The sequence below is a fragment of the Betaproteobacteria bacterium genome (assembly GCA_016720925.1).
Taxonomy (GTDB): domain Bacteria; phylum Pseudomonadota; class Gammaproteobacteria; order Burkholderiales; family Usitatibacteraceae; genus UKL13-2.
In genome coordinates, this window is record JADKJR010000009.1 from 56,951 (window position 1) to 77,418 (window position 20,468).

Annotated in this window: 17 protein-coding genes; 14 read left to right on the forward strand and 3 right to left on the reverse strand. The window is 60.0% G+C overall.

Annotated elements, in window-relative coordinates; genetic code table 11:
* Positions 1 to 59: 59 nt before the first annotated feature.
* The 3 genes from IPP88_14335 to IPP88_14345 are packed head-to-tail and all read right to left on the reverse strand — an operon-like array spanning position 60 to position 4,196.
* Entirely contained in the window at positions 60 to 1,817 is a 1,758-nt protein-coding gene (locus tag IPP88_14335; protein MBL0123842.1) for a thiamine pyrophosphate-binding protein, read from the reverse strand.
* 57 nt (positions 1,818 to 1,874) lie between these two features.
* Positions 1,875 to 3,578, reverse strand: coding sequence for an AMP-binding protein (locus IPP88_14340; GenBank protein ID MBL0123843.1), 1,704 nt, complete (start codon positions 3,576 to 3,578; stop codon positions 1,875 to 1,877).
* Positions 3,579 to 3,590: 12 nt separating this feature from the next.
* Complete coding sequence (locus IPP88_14345; GenBank protein MBL0123844.1) at positions 3,591 to 4,196, reverse strand: hemerythrin domain-containing protein; 606 nt, start codon at positions 4,194 to 4,196, stop codon at positions 3,591 to 3,593.
* 604 nt (positions 4,197 to 4,800) lie between these two features.
* Here IPP88_14345 and IPP88_14350 point away from each other — a divergent pair.
* The 14 genes from IPP88_14350 (at position 4,801) to IPP88_14415 (ending at position 20,316) form a co-directional block, all read left to right on the forward strand.
* Positions 4,801 to 5,802, forward strand: coding sequence for a tripartite tricarboxylate transporter substrate binding protein (locus IPP88_14350; protein MBL0123845.1), 1,002 nt, complete (start codon positions 4,801 to 4,803; stop codon positions 5,800 to 5,802).
* Positions 5,803 to 5,806: 4 nt separating this feature from the next.
* Entirely contained in the window at positions 5,807 to 7,561 is a 1,755-nt protein-coding gene (locus tag IPP88_14355; protein MBL0123846.1) for a dihydroxy-acid dehydratase, read from the forward strand.
* Positions 7,554 to 8,510 (forward strand): NAD-binding protein, encoded by a 957-nt coding sequence (locus IPP88_14360; protein MBL0123847.1) that lies wholly within the window; start codon positions 7,554 to 7,556, stop codon positions 8,508 to 8,510. Before IPP88_14355 ends, IPP88_14360 begins: the two co-directional genes overlap by 8 nt.
* A 128-nt stretch (positions 8,511 to 8,638) precedes the next feature.
* A complete protein-coding gene (locus IPP88_14365) occupies positions 8,639 to 9,022 on the forward strand; it encodes a hypothetical protein (GenBank protein ID MBL0123848.1) in 384 nt (127 codons plus the stop codon).
* A 94-nt stretch (positions 9,023 to 9,116) separates the two neighbouring features.
* Positions 9,117 to 11,339: a TonB-dependent receptor gene (locus tag IPP88_14370; GenBank protein ID MBL0123849.1), complete on the forward strand. Its 2,223-nt coding sequence runs from the start codon at positions 9,117 to 9,119 to the stop codon at positions 11,337 to 11,339.
* A 282-nt stretch (positions 11,340 to 11,621) separates the two neighbouring features.
* The gene (locus IPP88_14375) at positions 11,622 to 12,044 is read left to right on the forward strand and encodes a DsrE family protein (protein ID MBL0123850.1); all 423 of its coding nucleotides are present in this window, start codon (positions 11,622 to 11,624) and stop codon (positions 12,042 to 12,044) included.
* Between the two features lie 177 nt (positions 12,045 to 12,221).
* Positions 12,222 to 12,605 (forward strand): hypothetical protein, encoded by a 384-nt coding sequence (locus IPP88_14380; protein ID MBL0123851.1) that lies wholly within the window; start codon positions 12,222 to 12,224, stop codon positions 12,603 to 12,605.
* 113 nt (positions 12,606 to 12,718) lie between these two features.
* Positions 12,719 to 13,099, forward strand: a complete 381-nt coding sequence (locus tag IPP88_14385) for a hypothetical protein (GenBank protein ID MBL0123852.1) — start codon at positions 12,719 to 12,721, stop codon at positions 13,097 to 13,099.
* Positions 13,100 to 13,372: 273 nt separating this feature from the next.
* On the forward strand, positions 13,373 to 13,756 hold the full coding sequence (locus tag IPP88_14390) for a DUF2946 family protein (GenBank protein ID MBL0123853.1): 384 nt from the start codon (positions 13,373 to 13,375) through the stop codon (positions 13,754 to 13,756).
* 107 nt (positions 13,757 to 13,863) lie between these two features.
* A complete protein-coding gene (locus IPP88_14395) occupies positions 13,864 to 16,281 on the forward strand; it encodes a TonB-dependent receptor (protein ID MBL0123854.1) in 2,418 nt (805 codons plus the stop codon).
* A 77-nt stretch (positions 16,282 to 16,358) separates the two neighbouring features.
* On the forward strand, positions 16,359 to 17,867 hold the full coding sequence (locus tag IPP88_14400) for a hypothetical protein (GenBank protein ID MBL0123855.1): 1,509 nt from the start codon (positions 16,359 to 16,361) through the stop codon (positions 17,865 to 17,867).
* Between the two features lie 411 nt (positions 17,868 to 18,278).
* A complete protein-coding gene (locus IPP88_14405; protein MBL0123856.1) occupies positions 18,279 to 18,722 on the forward strand; it encodes a four-helix bundle copper-binding protein in 444 nt (147 codons plus the stop codon).
* Positions 18,723 to 18,852: 130 nt separating this feature from the next.
* Complete coding sequence (locus IPP88_14410; GenBank protein ID MBL0123857.1) at positions 18,853 to 19,677, forward strand: DJ-1/PfpI family protein; 825 nt, start codon at positions 18,853 to 18,855, stop codon at positions 19,675 to 19,677.
* A gap of 255 nt (positions 19,678 to 19,932) precedes the next feature.
* Positions 19,933 to 20,316 carry a hypothetical protein gene (locus IPP88_14415; GenBank protein MBL0123858.1) on the forward strand — a complete coding sequence of 128 codons (384 nt, stop codon included), beginning with the start codon at positions 19,933 to 19,935 and terminating at the stop codon, positions 20,314 to 20,316.
* Positions 20,317 to 20,468: the final 152 nt, after the last annotated feature.

Genomic DNA, 20,468 nt, shown 5'->3' on the forward strand with positions numbered 1-20,468 from the left:
CGGGTGAGGACGCCCATGGGCCGAGCGACTCAGCGAAAACATCGCTACTTTTCCTGCCATCACATCGAAATCGAGCCGTCGCGAAATTCGGTCTTGTCGAGCCACACATTCACCAGCACCGGTTTGCCGGCCTTTGCCAGCGCGCGTGCGCGTGCCAGCGCCGCAGGCACCTCAGCCATGTTTTTCACGAGGATACCTTCCGCACCGAAACCCGCCACGACCTCGTGATACGCGGTGCGCGCGAGCACCGTGGCGACATCGTCGTGCAGCATCTTTACCTGTTCGCGGGCGATTTGCGTCCAGCCGGCATCGTTGCCGACCACCGCGATCACCGGGATGCCGTGACGCACAAAAGTATCGAATTCCGCCAGGCCGTAACCACACGCGCCATCGCCGAAAATAATCCACACTTCGCTATCCGGTTTACAAACCGCCGCGCCGAGCGCGAAGCCCGCGCCAACGCCCAAGGTGCCGAACACGCCCGGATCGAGCCAGGAGAGCGGCGCGCGCGGATGCATGACGTACGATGCCGTCGCCACGAAATCACCGCCATCGGCCACCAGGATGGCGTTGTCGCCGGCCTCGCGTTCGAGTGCACGAAAAAATGCGATGGGGTTGACGTAACTGCCGGTGGGTGCCGCCTGCTGATCGATCTCGGTCTCACGCACGGCATCGCGGCTACGCAGTTGATCGAGCCATTGCGTCCCGCGCGAGCCGCCGTTGTTTGCCGTCGATCCGACCGCAAGCGTTTCGAGGAACAGGCCCGCGTCGCCAATGGCGGCGATGTCGGGCCGCCGGTTCATGCGCGCTTCCTTCGCGCTGCGATTGGCGGCGATCAGCGTGGCCTTGCGCCGCACATGACGACCATAATCGAGCCGAAAATCACACGGCACGCCAGCGAGCAGCACGCAATCCGCCTCGCGCAGCGCCGCGCGCCGTTGATGGCGCATCTGCAAGGGATGGTCGCGCCCCAGCAGACCGCGTGCCATGCCCGACAGATACACCGGAATCCCCAGTTTCGCGACTGCTTCGGCAATCCGAGAAGCTTCCGCCGAAAGACTCAGCGCCTGGCTGCCGATCACCAGCAGCGGCCGCTCGGCCTTCGCCAGCGCGGAGAGCGTCGCCTGCACACTCGAATCCGCTGCACGGGGTGGCGTCACCGGTTGCACTTGCGGTGCGGCGAATTCCTTGCTTCCCGAAAACATTTTTTCGACGTGGCGGTTCAGATAGAAACGCAGCAGCCGGTCGGCAATCGACGTGCCCTTGCCGGCTGCGTCGGCGTACCACTGGCGAATGGTGGCTTCGTCGTAAAGTAAATCCACGGGGCATTCGATAAACACCGGGCCGGGCACACCCGCGCGGGCAATGGCGAACGCTTCGTCGACCCCGGGACCGAGATCACTCACCCGCAAAATCTTGCGAAACAGTTTCACGTGTGGACTCACCAGCGGGCGCTGGTCAATATCCTGCAACGCGCCGCGTCCCTGCAGCGCGGTGGGCGCCGCGCCACCGATCAGGATCACCGGTGATTGCGCGAGCTGCGCATTTTTAAGCGCCGTGATGGTGTTGGTGATGCCGGGACCGGCTGTCACGGCCGCGACGCCGGGGATGCCCGAGAGCCGCGCGGTCGCGTCGGCGGCGAATACCGCCGTCGCTTCGTCGCGCACATCGACGATGCGAATGCCGCGCGCCTTCGATGCCGTGAGGATCGGCGAGATATGCCCGCCACAGAGCGTGAAAATGGTGCGCACGCCGTGCGCTTTTAGCGCGGTGGCAACGCGGTCGCCGCCGTGTTGGGTGGGTGGTTCTGATTGCATGGCAGGTCCTGGTCAGAGGAAAGTTGGATCGAGGGTGCGTCAGTTATTCTGTGCAGGCTACTCCCCTGCTGCGTCTGGCTTGTGCACATGTTCCGCCACCAACGCCTTGTAATCAATTTTGCCGACACGCGTCATTGGCAGCGCACGCCGGAATTCAACCTCGCGCGGGCACGACCACTTGATGAGCGTGGCACGGCAGAATTCCATGAGGATTTTTTCCGTTTCCGCATTCGCCATTCCCGGGTCTTTCAATACCACCACGGCCTTGACCCGCTCCACCTGTTCCGCGTCCGGCACACCGATCACGCACGCCTCCTCGACCAGCGGATGCCGATAGAGCACGGCTTCAACTTGCGCCGGGTACACATTGAAGCCGGATGATTTGATCAGGCGTTTGAGGCGCGCCGTGAAGTAGAAAAATCCATCCCGGTCCATCCGCCCCAGGTCGCCCGTGTGCAGCCAGGTGCGGCCATCGGCGTGCACCTGCAAGGCCTCAGCCGTCGCCTCGGGTTCATCGAGGTAACCGATCATCACCGCCGGGCCGGCTATGCAGATCTCGCCTTCTTCGCCGGGAGGAAGCGCTTCGGTCGTGCCGATGCGGCAGATGCTGGCGAGCATGTCGGGAAACGGCAGGCCGATCGAGCCTTCGCGATATTCCCCCACCGGAGTCGCCATGATGCCGCTCACGGCCTCGGTAAGCCCATAGCCTTCCAGCAATTGCACATGGCCACCGCGCGCATGGACCAGCTTTTCGAATCGTTCCTTTACCGGACGCGGCAGGCTGTCGGCACCGCAGAACGTGGCCCGCAGGCAGGATAAATCAGCGTGCTGAAGCGATGGGTCGCGGGAAAGCGCGTCATACAGCGTCGGCACGCCGACCAGCAAATTGGGTCGCTTGGTGCGGATCAGCGTGGCCACGATTTTTGGCGTGAATATCGGCACGAGGATCGATTTCCCGCCCGCCATGAACGCGGAATTGATACACACGGCCAGTCCGAAGCCGTGGAATATCGGCAGGATGGCGAGAATGGAATCGCCATCGCGAACGCCACCCCAGGTCGCGACGCCCATGCCTTCAGCGATAAAGTTGCGGTTTGATAGCACGATGCCTTTCGGCACGCCGGTCGTGCCTCCGGAAAACAGGATCGCGGCAGGATCATTGGTGCCGGCCAGCGCGCGGGTCGCAACGGGATGACGCCCATCCATCAGCTCTGCCCACCAGCGGACGCGCGAATCCGCTGGTACCCGCGGAATATGCCGCCCTTTCTTCAGCCAGAATCCGAATCGCTTCCTCGGCGAAAGCGCATCGGGAATGCGCGCGAGGATGAGCGTAAGGAGCGGCAGTTCCGGCCTGGCATCGGCAAAGGTGGCGTAGAACGCATCGAGCGTGAGCGCAATGCGTGCTTTGCTGATATTCAGGTAGCGCTCGATTTCGGGCGCGGTCGAGAGCGGATGAATCATCGCCGGCAGCGCGCCGAGCTTATTGGCCGCATAGAAAGCGCTCACGCCTTGCGGCGATGTCGGCATCGATATCAATATCCGGTCACCCGCCTTCAGCCCGACGGCGGCCAGCGCGTCCGCGCAGCGATCGATGTCATCGATAAATTGCCGGTAATTGCGCGTGGTATCGAAGAAATCCCACGCGATCGCATCAGGCACCCGCTCGGCGGTCGCACGGACAACCTCGTACAACGTGAGATCCGGATAGGAAAGGCTGTGCGGCACCGTACCGTAATAGCGCAACCAGGGACGGTCATTCATCCGGCGTCGGCCTCAGGCGAGGCGGCGAAATGCACCCACGAGCTCGGGCGCCGTGCCAATCGGCGCGGGCGTGATGCTCAGAATGTGGTCGAATAAATTATCCAAATCGTGTTTGGTCTGTGGTGAAACCTGAAAGTCGCCATGCCCGGCGAACGCGGCGTCGATTTCACGCCAGTCATCATCAGTCAGCATACTCTCCGCCAGCGGAAACAGCATCTCCTCTTCGCAGCGCATGTGCGCGCGATAGAACCGCGCATAGTCGCGAAACGCCATCGCAAAGGCGTAGAAGTAGGCGGGCCCGCCTTCGTCGTAGCGCATGAACGCCTGTTGCAGGCGGCGTATTTTTTCCGCGCCCGCGCGATGATCCGCTTCCAGCAAATCCAGCAAATCGTCCGCCTGGTGCGTGCGCAATCGCAGGCGCCGGAACAGGTGGCGATCTTCCTTCGGATGATGCAAATGCTCGGCGAACAGATCGATGTACTGCAACATCGCGCGGAATACCTTGTTGTCCGGCGCGCGCTTGCCCGCCCACATCTGATCGACAAAATAGGCGAGCGCGTGCAGCACGGACTCGATTGAATGATGTTCCCAGCGGATGGTGGTTAGCGCGTTTGTCATGGCTGTCCCCTTCGGGATTTGTGAGTACCACGCTACGCGCAACCATCTGCGTGCGTTTTGATCCTCGTCAAGCGGCGACTCATTGGCTCACGCGCGCAACGTGCCGACAGGCGGCGTACCGAAACTCAAGTACTGGTGCGGCTTTCCGGGACTTTATGCCATGATAGGCGCGCCAACTGGCGATCTGCGTTCTATTGCGCTGAAATACTAATCCACTTTTCGGCAGCGGATACTGACGGCGTTGCATGATTTTTGCATTGATACGGTGGCCCCGCATATCTTCGTCAACTGGTGTGTATGGCGAGTTCATTTTGCAGTAGTGTCACCGATGTCTCGTCGAGATCGCTCCCGGTCGCTGAGTGTCGGCTTCGGAGAAAGCTGACAGGCTGCCGCGGGTCGTAAGCCGACATTCAAGGTGTCACCGCACGCGCCGGGGGTCTATCAATTGCGCGAACCCGGCACTGTGGTTGGACGCAACATTTAGACATTCCTGATCGCCCTCAATGGCAGGAAACCTGGTTCTGTTAATCTTTGCGCATATGATGCACGGGCGGTGAAGGCCAGCCCACGCATTGATCATCACAAACAACACCGGAGGATTCCCATGTTCTGTCAGGCTATGCAGTCGGTTCGACGCGTCACTCTTGTTCTGCTCTCGGTCAGCGCGTTGCTGGCGGCCGCGACCTTGCCCGGCATATCGTCGGCGCAGGACTATCCCGCCAAGCCGATCAAACTCATCATTCCCTATCCGCCAGGCGGCGCCACCGATGTGATCGGCCGCATCGTCGCGCTGAAAATGTCCGAGGCGCTGGGGCAGCAACTCATCGTCGACAACCGCGCAGGTGCGACTGGTTCGATTGGTGCCGGCGCCGCCGCAACGTCACCTGCCGATGGCTACACGCTGTTGCTGGGCGCGCTCACCAGCCACTCGATCAACGCCGCGTTGCAGCCCAACCTTTCATTCGACCTCGCCAGGGACTTCGTGCCGATCGGCGTGGTGGGCCAGGTGCCGCTGGTGTTTGTGGTCAATCCTAAAATGCCGGTGAAGACGCTGAAGGAACTGATGACGTACACCAAGGCCAATCCCGGCGTTTCCTATGCGTCGTCGGGAAATGGCTCGCCGCAACATATGGCGGGTGAGTTATTCAAGTCGATGACCAAGCTCGATATGCTGCACGTGCCATACAAAGGAAGCGGACCGGCGATGAATGACCTCATTGGCGGACAGGTGCAAAGCATGATTGAAACCATGCCGGCATCACTGCAGCACATCAAGGCGGGCAGCCTTCGCGCGCTGGCGGTTGCGTTGCCGGCGCGCTCCGCCAATTTACCGGATGTACCCACTGCCGCCGAAGCGGGGCTGCCGGACTTCATTGTGACATCGATGTTCGGGCTGCTGGCGCCCGCCAAGACGCCGCCTGCCATCGTCGCCAAGCTCACCGCCGCGCTGGAGAAGGTATTGGCCGCGCCGGATACGCAGGCACGCATGGAAGCGCAAGGTGTAGTCACGGGTTATCTGAATCCGGCGGATAGCGCCAAGCGCATCAAGGCGGAGATCGACAAGTGGACCAAGGTCGCGAAAGACGCCAATATCAAACTCGAGTAGTCCTATGACAACGAAGACCGGACGTGGCCTCACCAAAGGCCTCACCTCCTATGGGGACAGCGGCTTTTCGCTGTTCCTGCGCAAAGCGTTCATCAAGGCGATGGGCTTTACCGACGATGCGCTCGATCGCCCGATCATCGGCATTACCAATACCTACAGCGATTTCAATCCCTGTCACGGCAATGTCCCGCAGATCATCGAAGCGGTGAAGCGCGGCGTAATGCAATCGGGCGGCATGCCGTTTGTGTTCCCGACCATTTCGATCGGCGAATCATTCGCATACCCGACCAGCATGTACCTTCGAAACCTGATGGCGCTCGATACCGAGGAAATGATGCGCGCACAGCCGGTCGATGCGGTGGTGCTGATCGGCGGCTGCGACAAGACCATTCCGGCGCAGTTGATGGCGGCGGCCTCACTGGATATTCCGTCGATCGTCATTCCCACCGGGCCGATGCTGACCGGCGAACACAAGGGCGAGCGCCTCGGTGCGTGCACCGATTGCCGGCGCTTCTGGGCGAAATATCGCGCGGGTGAAATCGATCAAGCCGAGATTGATGAAGTGAACGCGAAACTGGCGCCGACCACCGGCACCTGCATGGTGATGGGCACCGCCAGCACCATCGCCTGCATGGTCGAAGCGGCGGGCATGAGCCTGCCTGGGGCGGCGGCGATTCCGGCGGTGTATGCAGAGCGCTTTCGCCACGCGGAGACGACCGGACGCCGGATCGTGGAGATGACCAAGGCGCCATTGATGCCCAAAGACATTCTCACCCCCGAGTCCGTGACCAACGCACTGATCGTGCTGCACGCGATCGGCGGTTCCACCAATGCGCTGATTCATTTCACGGCGGTCGCGGCGCGCCTCGGCATCGCCATCGATCTGGCCGCGTTCGATCAACTCGGGCGAAACATCCCGGTGCTGGTCGATCTGAAACCCAGCGGCGCGCATTACATGGAGCATCTCTATGAAGATGGCGGCCTGATGGCGGTGCTGAAAGAATTGAAGCCGATGCTGCATCTGGATTGCATGACGGTGAGCGGTCGCACGCTGGGCGAGGAAATCGATGCCGCCAACGTGCCCGCCACGCGCAAGGTAATCCGCCTTGCGATGTCACCGATCTTTCACTCGGGCGGGCTTGCGGTATTGAAAGGCAACCTCGCGCCACGCGGCGCGATCATCAAGCATTCCTCGGCGACACCAGCACTGTTGACACACCGTGGCCGCGCCGTGGTATTTACCGGCATCGAGGATCTTGCCGCGCGCATCGACCGCGATGATCTCGATGTGACGGCGGATGACGTGCTGGTGTTGCAGAATATTGGCCCCAAAGGCGCGCCCGGCATGCCGGAGGCCGGTTACATCCCTATCCCGAAAAAGCTGGCGAAGGCGGGCGTGAAGGACATGGTGCGAATGTCGGATGCGCGCATGAGCGGCACTGCGTTCGGCACCATCGTGCTGCACATCACGCCCGAGGCGGCGGAACGGGGACCTTTCGCCGCCGTGCGCAACGGCGACATGATCAGCCTGGATGTTTCGGCGCGAACCTTGACACTGGAAATCAGCGACGACGAAATGGCCGCACGCCTTGCTGCATGGACGCCGCCGCCGACGCTGGCCAACATGCCCGCTCACGGCTATCGCAAGCTATACCAGACCAGCGTCACGCAGGCGGACATTGGTTGCGATTTTGATTTCATGCTGCCGGAGATGAACCGGACCGCGCCCATTCTTGCCACGGAGGGCAAACATGCTTGACGCACCGTCACGTTCCGCCGCGCTGGTCGTCGGCGGCGGCACCATGGGCGCCGATGTGGCGCTGGTATTGGCGCGCGCCGGATGCAAGACCATCGTGCTCGAAGCCGCCGACGCGCGGCGTAAATTGTTGCCGGATTATTTCGCGCGCGGCATGACCGATCTCGGTTACGCCAACCGCCTCGGCAAACTGTCGGCGTGCGCATCGCTCGATGAAGTACCGTGGAACGAAATTGATCTGGTCATCGAATGCATTCCCGAGCGCCTCGATATCAAGCAAACGTTGTTTGCCGAACTGGTGCGCCGCGCGCGGCCCGATGCACTGCTCACCAGCAATAGCTCCAGCTTTCCCATCAGCGCCATCGCCGCCAATCTCGATACGGCGTCACGCATGCTCGGACTGCATTTCTTCATGCCGGCGCACCTGGTGCCGCTGGTGGAAGTCATCCTCGGCAAGACCAGCGATCCCGCGCATGCGCAAACACTCGCGGCCTTCATGCGCGCCTGCGGCATGGTACCGGTCATCGTCAAAAAAGACCTGCCCGGATTTCTCGCCAATCGCCTGCAGCACGCGCTTGCCCGCGAAGCGTTTGCCATGATCGATGACGGCATCGCCACCGCCGAGGATGTGGACAATGCGGTGCGCTTCGGCTTCGGTTTTCGTTTCCTCGCGGCGGGCCCGGTGCTGCAACGCGACCACGCGGGCGTGGAAGTCCATGCAGCCGCCGCCACAACCATGTATCCCTCGCTCTCGGCCGCGACCGTGCCGGCCAAAGTGCTGCGCGACAAAGTGTCCGCCGGGAAACTCGGCATGAAGACCGGCGAAGGGTTCTATCGCTGGACGCAGGAGTCCGCGGCGGCGGAACGCAAGCGCTACGATGACCTGCTGCGCGCCGGGCTCAAGTTGATCGCGGCGGAGTTGCCGCGTATCTCACCAGATACCGATAAGTAGAGTGGCTACCCGCGCCAGATGCCAAACTCAAGCACTGGTGCGGCTTCCCGGCGATAAACACCTGAAAACCCGCACCAAATGGCGATCCGCGACTTTTCAGGTTGCGATGCGATAGAATTCGCCGTTCCATGACTCGCCTGACCTTTTTTCGCCGCGCTCGTCTCACGCTTTGGCTCGCCGCCATCGCGCTGCTGTTCGCGGCGCTGTCGCCGACGCTGCATGCGTGGCGCGCGGAGGGCCAGCCGAAGCTGTTCGCGGAGTTGTGCACGTCGATGGGCTTCGTCAAGGTGGCGGTTGATGACAACGGCACGCCCGCCAGGCAAGTCACGCACGGCCCCGAATGCGCATGGTGTCTCTCGCCCGCGTCGCTGCTGGCGCTGGGTGGTGCCGATGCGCTGCACGTTCCTCCCGCCATCGGTCGCGAACCCGCGCCACTATCAGCCCGGTTTCCGGCTTCCCTTTCGCGCCATCACGCGTTCGCGTGGGCGCACGCGCCTCCCGCTCTTTCCTGATCGTTTGTAAAGCGTCGTCCCGCGGCATTGCCGCGGTGACACCTCTTGCGCCGGCGGCCATTGCCGCGTGGCGTTGATTACGACAGGAATTTCCATGTTTGATTCATCCCGTTCCGGACCGGTTTCGCGCGCGGTTGTCACCAGCGTTGCCACGGCCAATCTTTTCGCTATTGCACCGATTCCCCGCGGTTCACTTGCACCGATCACGAAAAATAAATCGGCCAAGTCGCGCGCCGCCATGCGTCTTCTCCCGCTCGCCGCCGTTCTCCAGGCAATGTTTCCCGTTACCACTTTCGCCGCCGACGTGAAGGCGCTTGAGAAGACGCTTGACCCGGTCGTGGTCACCGCGACGCGACCGGCGCTGCCGAGCGCCGCGTCGGTGGACCGCGATGATGCGCGCAACGATTCCGTTCGCGACAGTGCAGCGATGATCGAATCCGTGCCGGGTGCAGCCGTGGTGCGAAACGGCGCGCAGACCGGCATTTTGCAGTTGCGCGGACTTTCGCAGGACCGCGTCAAGATTCGCATCGATGGCATGGAGATCAGCCCGGCCTGCCCGAATCACATGGATCCGCCGATGCATTACATCTCGCCTGCCGATATCGAGGCCATTCAGGTCACGGCCGGACTCACTTCGGTAGTGCAGGGCGGCGATTCCATCGCAGGTACGGTGACCGCCAACACCAAGGGCCCGCGTTACAGCACCACGGGTGCCTTCGAGTTCTCCGGGCGCGCCAAGGCTGGCTACAGCGGCGCCAATAGCGGCCACGAAGCCAACCTGAGCCTCAACCTTGGCGGCAGCGGCGCCGCACTGCGCTACAGCGGCGATACGCTACAGGGTGGTGATCTCAAATACGCGGGCGGCACGGCGCGGCTCACCGGCTATGACAGCGTGCGACACCAGTTGGAGGGAGGCATCAAAGTTGGCAATGGCGAGGTTGGCGTGTCCGTCGGCCAGCACCGATCGAAAGACGTCGGCACACCGGCGCTCGGCATGGACATGATCAAGGATGACGCGGACAGCGTACGCGTTGGCTACAACGGCAAGTTTGATGTCGGCGGCGGCGCCAGCCACATCGCCGGCAGCGTTGAGGCGCGGATCTATCAGCACAAGATCGACCACGAAATGAACAACTTCACCCTGCGCACCTATACGCCCGCCGCGCAACGGATGAAAGCGCCCGCCACCAGTGACGATAGCGGTTTTGTATTGGGCTTCACGTTGCCGAAAGGGGCCGATACTTTCCGCGTTGGCGTCGATGGGCACAGCAACGACTTCAATGTGTATCAGCAGAGCCTCGGCTCTGGCATGATTCGCGACCTGGTCCCGAACGCGAGCCGCGACCGCCTCGGCATTTACGCCGAATGGGAAACGAAACCCGACCCGGCATGGCGCACCGTGCTGGGGCTGCGTCACGAAACGGTCAGTACGTCCGCGAGCACGGTTGCCCGCAGCATGGGTGCTGGCGATACCGCCGAGCGGGATGCGTTCAATCTGGCCGGCCGCGACAAGACGGACCGCAATTGGGATCTCACCGCTACAGCTCGCCATACCGTCGGTTCCGCGCTGGCATGGGAATTCGGCATCGCCCGCAAAACCCGTTCGCCCAGCCTGATTGAACGCTATCTGTGGAAGCCGTCGTCAACTTACGGCTCCGCCGATGGCCAAAACTATCTCGGCAAAATCGATCTCAAGCCTGAAGTATCGAATCAACTTGCGGTAAGTGCCGACTGGCAGCAGGGCGGCGCGTACCTCAAGCCGACATTTTTCTACAACCGGGTGAACGACTACATCCAGGGCGTCGCCGCGCGCAGTGCCGCCAACGCTGCAGTGCTGCAGTTCAGCAATATTCGCGCACAGCTTCACGGGATCGATGGCGCGTTCGGCTATCAGCTCGATGGCGCCTGGAAGCTCGATGGCATCCTGAGCTATGTCCGCGGCGAGAATCGCGATAACAATGACAACCTTTACCGCATCGCCCCGCTGCGCATGACCCTCGCCCTCGAGTACAACAGCGGCCCGTGGAATGCGGCGGTCGAAGGCAAGGGTGCTGCACGCCAGACCCACGTGTCCGCTTACAACGCGGAAACAGAGACCGGCGGCTGGGGCATATTGAACCTGCGCGCGGCGTATCGGTTCGGCAAACTGGCCAAGGTAAGTGTGGGCATCGAAAACCTGTTCGACAAGTTCTACGCCGATCACCTGTCGGGCAGGAACACGGTGAACAATGCAGCGCTGGGCGGAGGACTGGCGATTGGCCAGCGCGTGCCGAACGCGGGACGATTTGCCTATGTTTCGGCGGAGTACAGCTGGTAGGGGTTTGATATTGTCACCGGCCAGGCTGAGGCCTGGCGGTCAGAAGCAGGGTTATACCGCAATGCGTAACCTGCGTTGGGACAAAAATGCCGACTGTACCTAGCGAAACTGTATGAAACGCAAGCACTGGCGCGGCGTCCAGCGACAAAATGGCTGGTGAACCGCGCCAAATGGCGGCTCTTGAATTTGGGAATTGCCATTTTCCTCAAGATCTGTCGCCCCGGAACTCGTAACAACTTGAAAAACGCACCCTAGCTTCATAACCATTAGAAGGAGCTTCAAATGAAATTCATATCCCAAATGCTACTCGCACTGACCTTGTGTATCGGGACACTGGCCGCTATGCCAGCGCTTGCAGGAGACACAGACCCGTTATTCATCAATTTGACGAGCGATGATTCACACCGTGCCAACATGGCAATCACTTTCGGTGGGAACCAACACGAACGCGGGCATCCATTGACAATATTCTTGAACGACAAAGGCGTGCTGATTGGTTCCAAGGCAAATTCAGCCAAATTCGCCGATCATCAAAAGGCACTTGCCGAACTTATGAGCAAAGGAGCGACAGTCCTGATTTGCAACATGTGCATGAAGCACTATGGCGTCAAAGAATCCGACTTGTTGCCAGGCCTGAAACTGGGAAAACCAGAGCTTACCGGTGGGGCACTCTTCAAGGACAACACCAAAGCGCTCACTTGGTGACAATGGTCCAGGCCAGCAGTCCACACGGACGCTGCGCACGAGGGCCGCGCAGCGTCCGTGACTTCCACGTTAAAACCTCGTTTCCGTTCGTATTGAGGGTGGGTGAAACCCCCCATGCGAATGCGGGTTTTTAGGTATTTTCATTTTGGGCCGCGACACGATAGACTCCATCCAACCATGACGTATCTCAATTTCCATCGCCGCGCTCGTGCAACACTTTGGCTCGCCGCCATCGTGCTGCTGTTCGCCGCGCTGTCGCCGACGCTGCATGCGTGGCGCGCGGAAGGGCAACCGAAGCGGTTTACGGAATTGTGCACGTCGATGGGCTTCGTCAAGGTAGCGGTGGATGACAACGCCATGCCCGCCAGGCAAGCCGCGCATGGCCCTGAATGCGCATGGTGCCTCTCGCCCGCGTCGCAGCTGTCGATACCCGGCTTGGATACACTTCAGGTTCCCACTGACATCGGTCTCGAGTCCACGCCGATATTCACGTCCCATTCATACTCCCTCTCCCGCCATCACGCGTTCGCGTGGGCGCAAGCACCGCCCGTCCTTTCCTGATCGTTACACATTGCACACGCGTAGTCCCCTGGCTTTTTGCCGGGAGGGCGTTTTGTGTTGGCGCGGCCTGCGCCTTACTCGCCAGCACGATCATTTTCACCAAAGGAATTGTCATGATTGCGCTATCCCGTTTCGGCCATGTATTGCGCCTGCTCACCGCGATTTATTTCCAAGTCGTGGTGCTTGTGCTGAGTGTTTCTATCATACTGATTCCCGCACTCGCGGGAAAGGCAATAGTAAAGGCCGCGAAATCGAAGACTTTTTACTTTTGGCGCGCGCTCGGCTGGAGCCTGACCGTTGCGCTGGTCGCCGCGTATATCTTCTATTTTTCGGCGGCATGGTTTGCCGGTGGCCGGCTCGACACGTTTTCCTTGAAGTCGGATGTGGACCCGACAACGGAAAGCTGTCAATGCCAACCCGCGCCGCCAGCAGAAAAAATCGGCGCGAATGCGGTCGGCACTGTCAATACTCTTAGTGCAAGCAGACACGCATGAAAGCATTCGACTGCATCGGGTCACGCCGCGACCCGTCAATATATTTCCCGGCGGCCCCTGCCCGGGTTTCCTGGACCGCATTGGCGCCCGGCAATGATTCATGGAAACACCATCAAAGGCCACGCGTACAACCCACGCCAACGAAAATGATTGCATCGGAAAATTGCTGGCCGGCACGACTTCGACGTCCCGGTGGAAAGTGGACAAAGATGGTATGCGGCGGCAATGATATGCATGCAAATTCGCGTCGGCTGAATTAGAATCCGCCCCGCAATGACCCAATCGACCCTTCTTCGCCGCGCAAGCTTCACACTTTGGCTCGCCGCCATCGCGATGCTGTTCGCCGCGTTGTCGCCAACACTGCATGCGTGGCGCACGGAGGGTCAGCCGAAGCTGTTTGCCGAGCTGTGCACGTCCATGGGTTTTGTGCGCGTCGCGGTCGACGATAACGGCGCGCCGGCAAAGCAAGTCAAGCAAAGCCCGGAATGCGCGTGGTGTTTGTCTTCGGCCTCGTTGCTGGCGATGGGCAATGCCGATCCGTTACTTATCCCCACCGCCATCGGTCGCGAGCCCGCGCCCGTATTGACGCACCAACCGATTTTCCTCTCCCGCCATCACGCGTTCGCGTGGGCGCACGCACCGCCCGTTTTCTCCTGATCTGCTCGTGAACGGCTGACTGCGATGCAGTCGGTCCCGTCACCGTCGGTCGCCCGCGCGCCCGGATGCGTGACTGATTGATATTCGAAACCCCCAGGGAGAATTCCGTGTACATAAAAGCAATCGATAAAGCGCGCCTGTTTCGCGTCGCCCGCCGCACCCTCTTGGCCACGCTGATCGCGGCCACGTTTAACGTCGCACATGCGGCCGATGAAATCAAGGTGGACATCGCCGCACAGCCGCTTTCAAGCGCGTTGACCAAATTCGCCGAGCAAAGCGGGATCAAGGTGCAGATTCCGGCCGCACTGCTTGCCGGCAAGAATGCACCGCGGATCGAAGGAAATCTCAGCCCCCGGCAGGCGCTGGACAAGCTGCTGAGCGGCAGTGGATTGCGCTATCAATTTGTATCCACAGATGCGGTGAAGATAGACGCGGCTTCCGCAGCCAATGTGACTCGCATGTCGACGATCGAAGTGCAAGATGCCGCGGAGAAGGGTTACACCGCCAAGCGGGCATCGTCCGGCACCAAGACCGAAGTGGCGATACACGAAACACCCGTGTCGATTCAAGTGATCCCGCGTGAAGTCATGGACGACCAGCAAGTAATCGGCGTCAAGGACGCAACCAAGAATGTAAGCAGCGTATTGCCTTCCACATATCAGTTCTACGAAGCCTATACGATTCGCGGATTCGATACCGGCACGGACGTTTATCGGAATGGCCTGAGACAACCGTCCTTCAGTGACCAGCAGACGGCAAACGTCGAGCAAGTCGAGGTGCTGAAAGGTCCAGCCGCAATTCTCTACGGACGAATCCAGCCTGGCGGAATGGTCAATGTTGTCACCAAGCGGCCCCGGGCTCAACCCTACTACTCACTTCAGCAGCAGGTCGGCACTTACGACCTGTATCGAACGACGGCGGACGCCACCGGACCAGTCACCGATGACGGTGCAATGATGTACCGCGTCAATTTCGCGTATCAAACCAACGAATCGTTTGTCGACTTCCTCAGCAATAAAAATACCTTCATCGCCCCTTCCCTGACGTGGCGTCCTTCGAACCGCTTCGAACTTAACCTGGAACTCGAATACCAACGCCGGGAATATGTTCACTTCGGCACCAACGGCGGCGGCGTTCCTGCCATTGGAAATCGACCGGCCAATTTACCCAGATCGAGATATATCGGAAATCCGAGCATCGCGGTCAATTTTCCAAATGAACAAAACCGGGATTTCGCCGGCTTCGACGGGAACTACGCAATCAACGACAACTGGAATTTAAAGCACCGGTTCGGTTATACGGCTGTGGACTACCTCACCCACTATGCTGGCGCCAGGGCGCTGAATGAAACCACCGGCATCCTCACGCAATCGTTGCAAGGCGCTTTCCAGGATCGCAAGTCATACGCCACAAATCTGGATTTGTCCGGAAAATTCTCCACCGGAGAAATCCACCATCAGTTGCTTCTCGGGATCGATTACTTCGGATTGAAACAAAACTACCATGGACTTGGCCTGAGCCCAATTGTCATTCCACTCCCATCGATCGACATTTTCAATCCCGTCTATAGCGACATTTCCACGCTGGTCAACAGCACACCGGATAACTCCTATTTCATCCGCAAAGAGTATTGGACGGGTATTTACTTTCAAGACCAGATGCGCGTTGGTGAAAAGTGGCATTTGCTGGCAGGAGGGCGATTCGACGATGCCAGTCATGGCACGGGCAGCAATTATGTCATCGGCGGATCACTCGAAAACGCATGGAAGGCGCTGGTGCTGCGCAACGACAAAGCGTTCAGCCCCCGTCTGGGATTGCTGTTTCAGCCGGCGCCATGGCTATCGGTTTACGGAAACTATGTGGGGTCATTCGGCACCAACAACGGAGTATCCGCGACGGGCGAGGCGTTCGACCCGCAAAAAGCAAAACAATACGAAGCAGGCACAAAAAGCGAATTGCTCGACGGCAAGTTGACGGCGACGGTTGCCCTGTTTGAAATCACCAAGACAAACGTGTTGACAAGGGACCCAAACAATCCGAACTTTTCCATACCAATCGGCGAAGCGCGCAGCCGGGGCGTCGAGTTCGACGTCAGCGGGCGCATCGGCCGGAATTGGTCCGTTATCAGCAACTTCACTTATGACCGGGCGGAGATCACCAAGGACAACCGGGGCAATCAAGGGAAGATTCTCCCCGGGGTACCGGGCCGCTCTGGAAGTATTTGGGCGAAATACGATACCGGCAACGCGACGGAAGGTCTCAGTTTCGGCGCTGGCATATTCCTTCGCGGTCAGCGCCAGGGAGATACGCCAAATACGTTCCAGCTTCCCGGCTATGGCCGCGTGGACGCACTGCTGGCATATCGGTTCAAAGCGTTTGGCGGCAAGCTCATGACTGCTCAGATCAATGTGCAAAACCTGCTCGACAAGACATATTTCGATCACGGTGGTAGTGGCGGCACGCGGCTAAATACATACTATGGCGAGCCGCGCACGATCACCGGTTCTCTTCGGATTCAATTCTGACTGGCACGCTTGTGAATCATCCAGAGCCGATGTTTGGAAGAAGCGCAAAGGCCAGAGTTTCCTCTTGGCACAAGTGGATGGGACTGATCTTTTCGGTTCCGTTGTTGGGATGGGTGGTGTCATCCGCCGCCCTGATCATCATCACGACGGGCCTCCCCAATGGACTGCAGGGAGTCTACAAACTGCAACCCTACAATTCCGTCGACACTCGCCTGGACACGGCGATTGTTGCGCCCTCGGAACTTCTAAAGACGCTTTCAGCCGAGTATGGAATCAAGCGCGTGCACTGGCTTCGCCTCGAAGCGCGCGGGACGCACCTGTGGTACGTGGTGCGTCCAACGCCGTTCTCGCTGGCAATGACCTTTGACGCGCGTACGGGTGCGCGCCTGGATCCACTGTCCGATGAACTTTTGGCGATCGCGGCAAATGAAACATTGGCCGGAACCCGCATCGCCAAACTCGACGCGGTGCGGGAGTTCAACCGCGATTACGAGATCGATCGCGTTCCCGCCGTTGCCGCGACGATGGTTGGTGAGCAACCCTCAATCCTGATGCTTTCGCGCGATAGTGGACGTACGCTACGAAGGCTCGACGCCGACGCTGCGAGTTTTAACTGGTGGTACAAAGCCTTTCATGTCAACCAGTACACGGACAATGTCATACCGTGGACCGCGCTGCTCTACGCGTGCGTCGCTGGTGTCATCACGCTCGCGCTTTTCGGATATCTGTTGTTTTGGTGGCGGCGCAAGCGGGCGATCCCGGCGGCGCCAACGGGCGCGGGCCCGTTTACCGCACGCAACCTCCACAGGAAAGTGGGTGTCGTTGTTGGCGGCGTGCTGATCATGCAACTCTTCGCCGGCACATACATCTGGCTGAGTCTCGGCCCCCTCAATGATCCATTCCGCGGCAAGACCAGCTTTGCGAGGGATTGGAGCGCGGGTATTCCCGCTCAGCAGATACTTGCGGATTCCAAAGCAGTGCTCACCCTGGTCGCCGGCATGCTGCCGGCAAGTCCGCGCCCCGTCCAGGCGATTGAATGGCGCAAGCTCGGAAATCGGGACGCTTGGTTTGTCACGTCGCGCAAGGATGAACGGCCAGTCGTTTTCGATGCCGCAACGGGCGCGCGAATCGACGCCCTTCACCCTGACGTTGCGGGAGAGATTGCCCGTCAGGAAACGGTTGGGCAGCCGACCTTCGACTATTTGGGTCCGCTGCACTTCGCATCGATGGATCTGAATCAGCGTTTACCCGCATATCGTTTCCGATTCAAAGATGCCAATGTGACGGACATATACGTACTCCAGAATACCGGTGAAATCATCATGCGGAGACCCGCTTTCTGGCGTTTGTTCGGACCGTTCCTGGCCACGCACATGCTTGCAGTGAGCAAGAACAAGGTCGTGGATATTACGTTGCTTGCACTATTCCAGATCGGTTTTCTGGTCGTGATCGTGACCGGTTGGAGGCTGCAGTTTCCCGGCAAACAGGCATATGCCAAAAAATGGGGTCGCAGCGCTGCACCTGTCAAGGGGTCGCAGCCAATTTCAATTGGCGCGGACAATAGCAATGCCGGAGCGCGGCTATGAGCGAGGAGCCTTCCGATGCGGCAAGGGCAGAGTGCAAAGGCGAGCCTGCGTTTGGTAACCCCTTGCATGGTTCAACCATTGGGCCCGCGATTCGCCCCGCCATTTCGTACCAGAGGGGTGATCGGATCGCATTGGCCGCCGGAATTGTCCTTACGGTGTTGCTGGTTTGCTTTTTCATCTGGAGAATGGAAGGGAATCTGACTCGAGATTGGGCGCTGGGACCCGTACCGGCATCGACACCAACACCACCTTCCCCGGCGGCCAAGAAATGAAGAACTTGGCGACTTTTTTATTGACCCGACGCCAGCTGGAGATTCTTTACGGGCCCAAAGCTTCGCGCCTGGCTGCACTGAAAACTACCCGGCGCATAATTGGCGCCACGCTATGTTGCGTCCTAACCGGAGAACTGCCATGAACCGTCGCGAAGCCCTTCAATCCGCCGCTGTCCTAGCCCTCGCCGTCGCGGCAACGTCCGCATCAGCCGCCGACGATCAAACTCACAAACACGATCACGCCGCCATGTTGAAGTATCAGCCGCTGCTGAACGCGATGGGCGACTGTATCACCAAGGGCGAAGTGTGTCTCGCTCACTGTCTGGTGCTGCTGGGCGACGGTGACAAGTCGATGGCGGAATGCTCGAAGTCCGTGAATCAGATGCTCGCCATCTGCAATGCCCTGCAGAAGCTTGCGGCACAACAGTCGAAGAGGACACCGGCGCTGGTCAAGATTGCGCTGGAAACCTGTACGGAGTGCGAAAAAGAATGCCGGAAGCACGAAAAGAAGCACGCCGAATGCAAGGCGTGCGCGGAATCCTGCGCGGAATCCATCAAGCAATGCAAGGCGTTTGTAGCTTGAATCCTGGCGATTTCCGCATCGCCGGTCGTGCACGCATTGCGCGTTGTGGAAGCGCAATGCAGTAACGGCAACGGCGGGCGAACGATCCCGCTCCGGGTAAAAATAGATTCACCATTCAAAGGAGACCACAATGGATCGACGAGAGTTTCACGCCGCCGCACTGACCGCAATACTCGCTGCCGCCGCCCGCGATGCAACGGCGGCCCCACCGGACCCACCCAAGCCCGCCGTGGACACGCATGACATGAATAGCATGCCGCCGACCTGGGCGGGCAAGGAGCAGATCGCCATGTTGCTCTACCCCGGATTCACCGCGCTCGACCTGATCGGCCCGCAATACATGTTCGCGAGCCTGATGGGCGCCACCGTGCATCTGGTCGCCAAGACGCGGGAACCCGTCGTGAGCGATACGCGTGTCGCCATTGTTCCGTCGGCCACGTTCGACGAGTGCCCGAAGGACCTCGATATCCTGTTCGCCCCGGGCGGCTCAACCGGCACGCTGGCCGCAATGCAGGACGAGGCCACGTTGCGATTCCTCGCGGATCGCGGTGCGCGCGCGAAGCTTGTGACCAGCGTATGCACCGGCTCATTGCTGCTGGGCGCGGCCCGGCTGTTGCGGGGCTATCGGGCAACCTCACACTGGGTGGCGCGCGATCTGCTCAAGTATGTTGGCGCGATTCCGGTGAACCAGCGGGTGGTGGAAGATCGCAATCGCATCACGGGCGCGGGCGTGACGGCAGGGCTCGATTTTGGACTGGCGATCCTCGCGAAATTGCGCGACCAGCCTTACGCCGAAGCGGTGCAACTGCTCGCGGAATACGCGCCCGCGCCGCCATTCTCTGCGGGTTCGGTCGAAACGGCGCCCAAGGCGGCCAAGCGTGTCGTCGACGGCATGTTTGTCGGCTTCATTAAGGAACTGACTGCCGTTGCAAAGGACTCGCAGGCCAGGCGCTGAGTGAGCGGCTGACATGACTTGACTGCGCGATGATGAAATTTGCGAAACTTGTAAATGAATAAGATAAACACAAGCACTGGCGAGCTTTGCGGCACGAAAATGGCTGAAAAGCCGCGCCAAATGGCGATCTACGTGTTTTGCGCGCATGCAGATTGCTTGCATGCATTCGCCCAGCATGGATAGAAACCCACCTAACGAATGCGGGTTTTCCTGTATTACCTTTTGACACAGCCACACGCTAGACTGCATTCATCCATGACCTATCTCAACTTCACTCGCCGCGCTCGTCTCACGCTTTGGCTCGCCGCCATTGCGCTGCTGTTCGCCGCGCTGTCGCCGACGCTGCACGCGTGGCGTGCGGAAGGGCAGCCGAAGCAGTTCACCGAGTTGTGCACGTCGATGGGTTTCGTGAAGGTGGCGCTGGATGACACCGGCATGCCGGCCAAGCCAGTCAAGTACAGCCACGATTGTGCGTCATGCCTCTCACCGGGGTCGTTACTGGCGCTGGTTGGCGGCGATGCCTTGCATATTCCCACCACCTTCGGCCGTGAACCCTCGCCAAGTCTGGCGCGCAAACAAGTTTCCCTCTCCCGCCATCACGCGTTCGCGTGGGCGCAAGCACCTCCCGCTTTCTCCTGATCCGCTAACAAACTGTCGACTGCCACGCAGTCGGCCCGTCACCTTCGGACGCTTTTGCGCCCGGATGCGTGATTGTTTGTTGTTCCCAGCCATCGGGAACATCCCGTGCGCATCAACCATTTGATTGTTCCGCAAAAGGCGAACAGTCAGCG

Coding starts and splice junctions, on each gene's coding strand:
- IPP88_14380 (MBL0123851.1), top strand. CDS start 12,222: ATGACGTATCTCAATTTCCATCGCCGCGCTCGTGCAACACTTTGGCTC.
- IPP88_14400 (MBL0123855.1), top strand. CDS start 16,359: ATGGGACTGATCTTTTCGGTTCCGTTGTTGGGATGGGTGGTGTCATCC.
- IPP88_14345 (MBL0123844.1), bottom strand. CDS start 4,196: ATGACAAACGCGCTAACCACCATCCGCTGGGAACATCATTCAATCGAG.
- IPP88_14350 (MBL0123845.1), top strand. CDS start 4,801: ATGTTCTGTCAGGCTATGCAGTCGGTTCGACGCGTCACTCTTGTTCTG.
- IPP88_14355 (MBL0123846.1), top strand. CDS start 5,807: ATGACAACGAAGACCGGACGTGGCCTCACCAAAGGCCTCACCTCCTAT.
- IPP88_14410 (MBL0123857.1), top strand. CDS start 18,853: ATGGATCGACGAGAGTTTCACGCCGCCGCACTGACCGCAATACTCGCT.
- IPP88_14370 (MBL0123849.1), top strand. CDS start 9,117: ATGTTTGATTCATCCCGTTCCGGACCGGTTTCGCGCGCGGTTGTCACC.
- IPP88_14340 (MBL0123843.1), bottom strand. CDS start 3,578: ATGAATGACCGTCCCTGGTTGCGCTATTACGGTACGGTGCCGCACAGC.
- IPP88_14335 (MBL0123842.1), bottom strand. CDS start 1,817: ATGCAATCAGAACCACCCACCCAACACGGCGGCGACCGCGTTGCCACC.
- IPP88_14405 (MBL0123856.1), top strand. CDS start 18,279: ATGAACCGTCGCGAAGCCCTTCAATCCGCCGCTGTCCTAGCCCTCGCC.
- IPP88_14365 (MBL0123848.1), top strand. CDS start 8,639: ATGACTCGCCTGACCTTTTTTCGCCGCGCTCGTCTCACGCTTTGGCTC.
- IPP88_14375 (MBL0123850.1), top strand. CDS start 11,622: ATGAAATTCATATCCCAAATGCTACTCGCACTGACCTTGTGTATCGGG.
- IPP88_14390 (MBL0123853.1), top strand. CDS start 13,373: ATGACCCAATCGACCCTTCTTCGCCGCGCAAGCTTCACACTTTGGCTC.
- IPP88_14415 (MBL0123858.1), top strand. CDS start 19,933: ATGACCTATCTCAACTTCACTCGCCGCGCTCGTCTCACGCTTTGGCTC.
- IPP88_14360 (MBL0123847.1), top strand. CDS start 7,554: ATGCTTGACGCACCGTCACGTTCCGCCGCGCTGGTCGTCGGCGGCGGC.
- IPP88_14385 (MBL0123852.1), top strand. CDS start 12,719: ATGATTGCGCTATCCCGTTTCGGCCATGTATTGCGCCTGCTCACCGCG.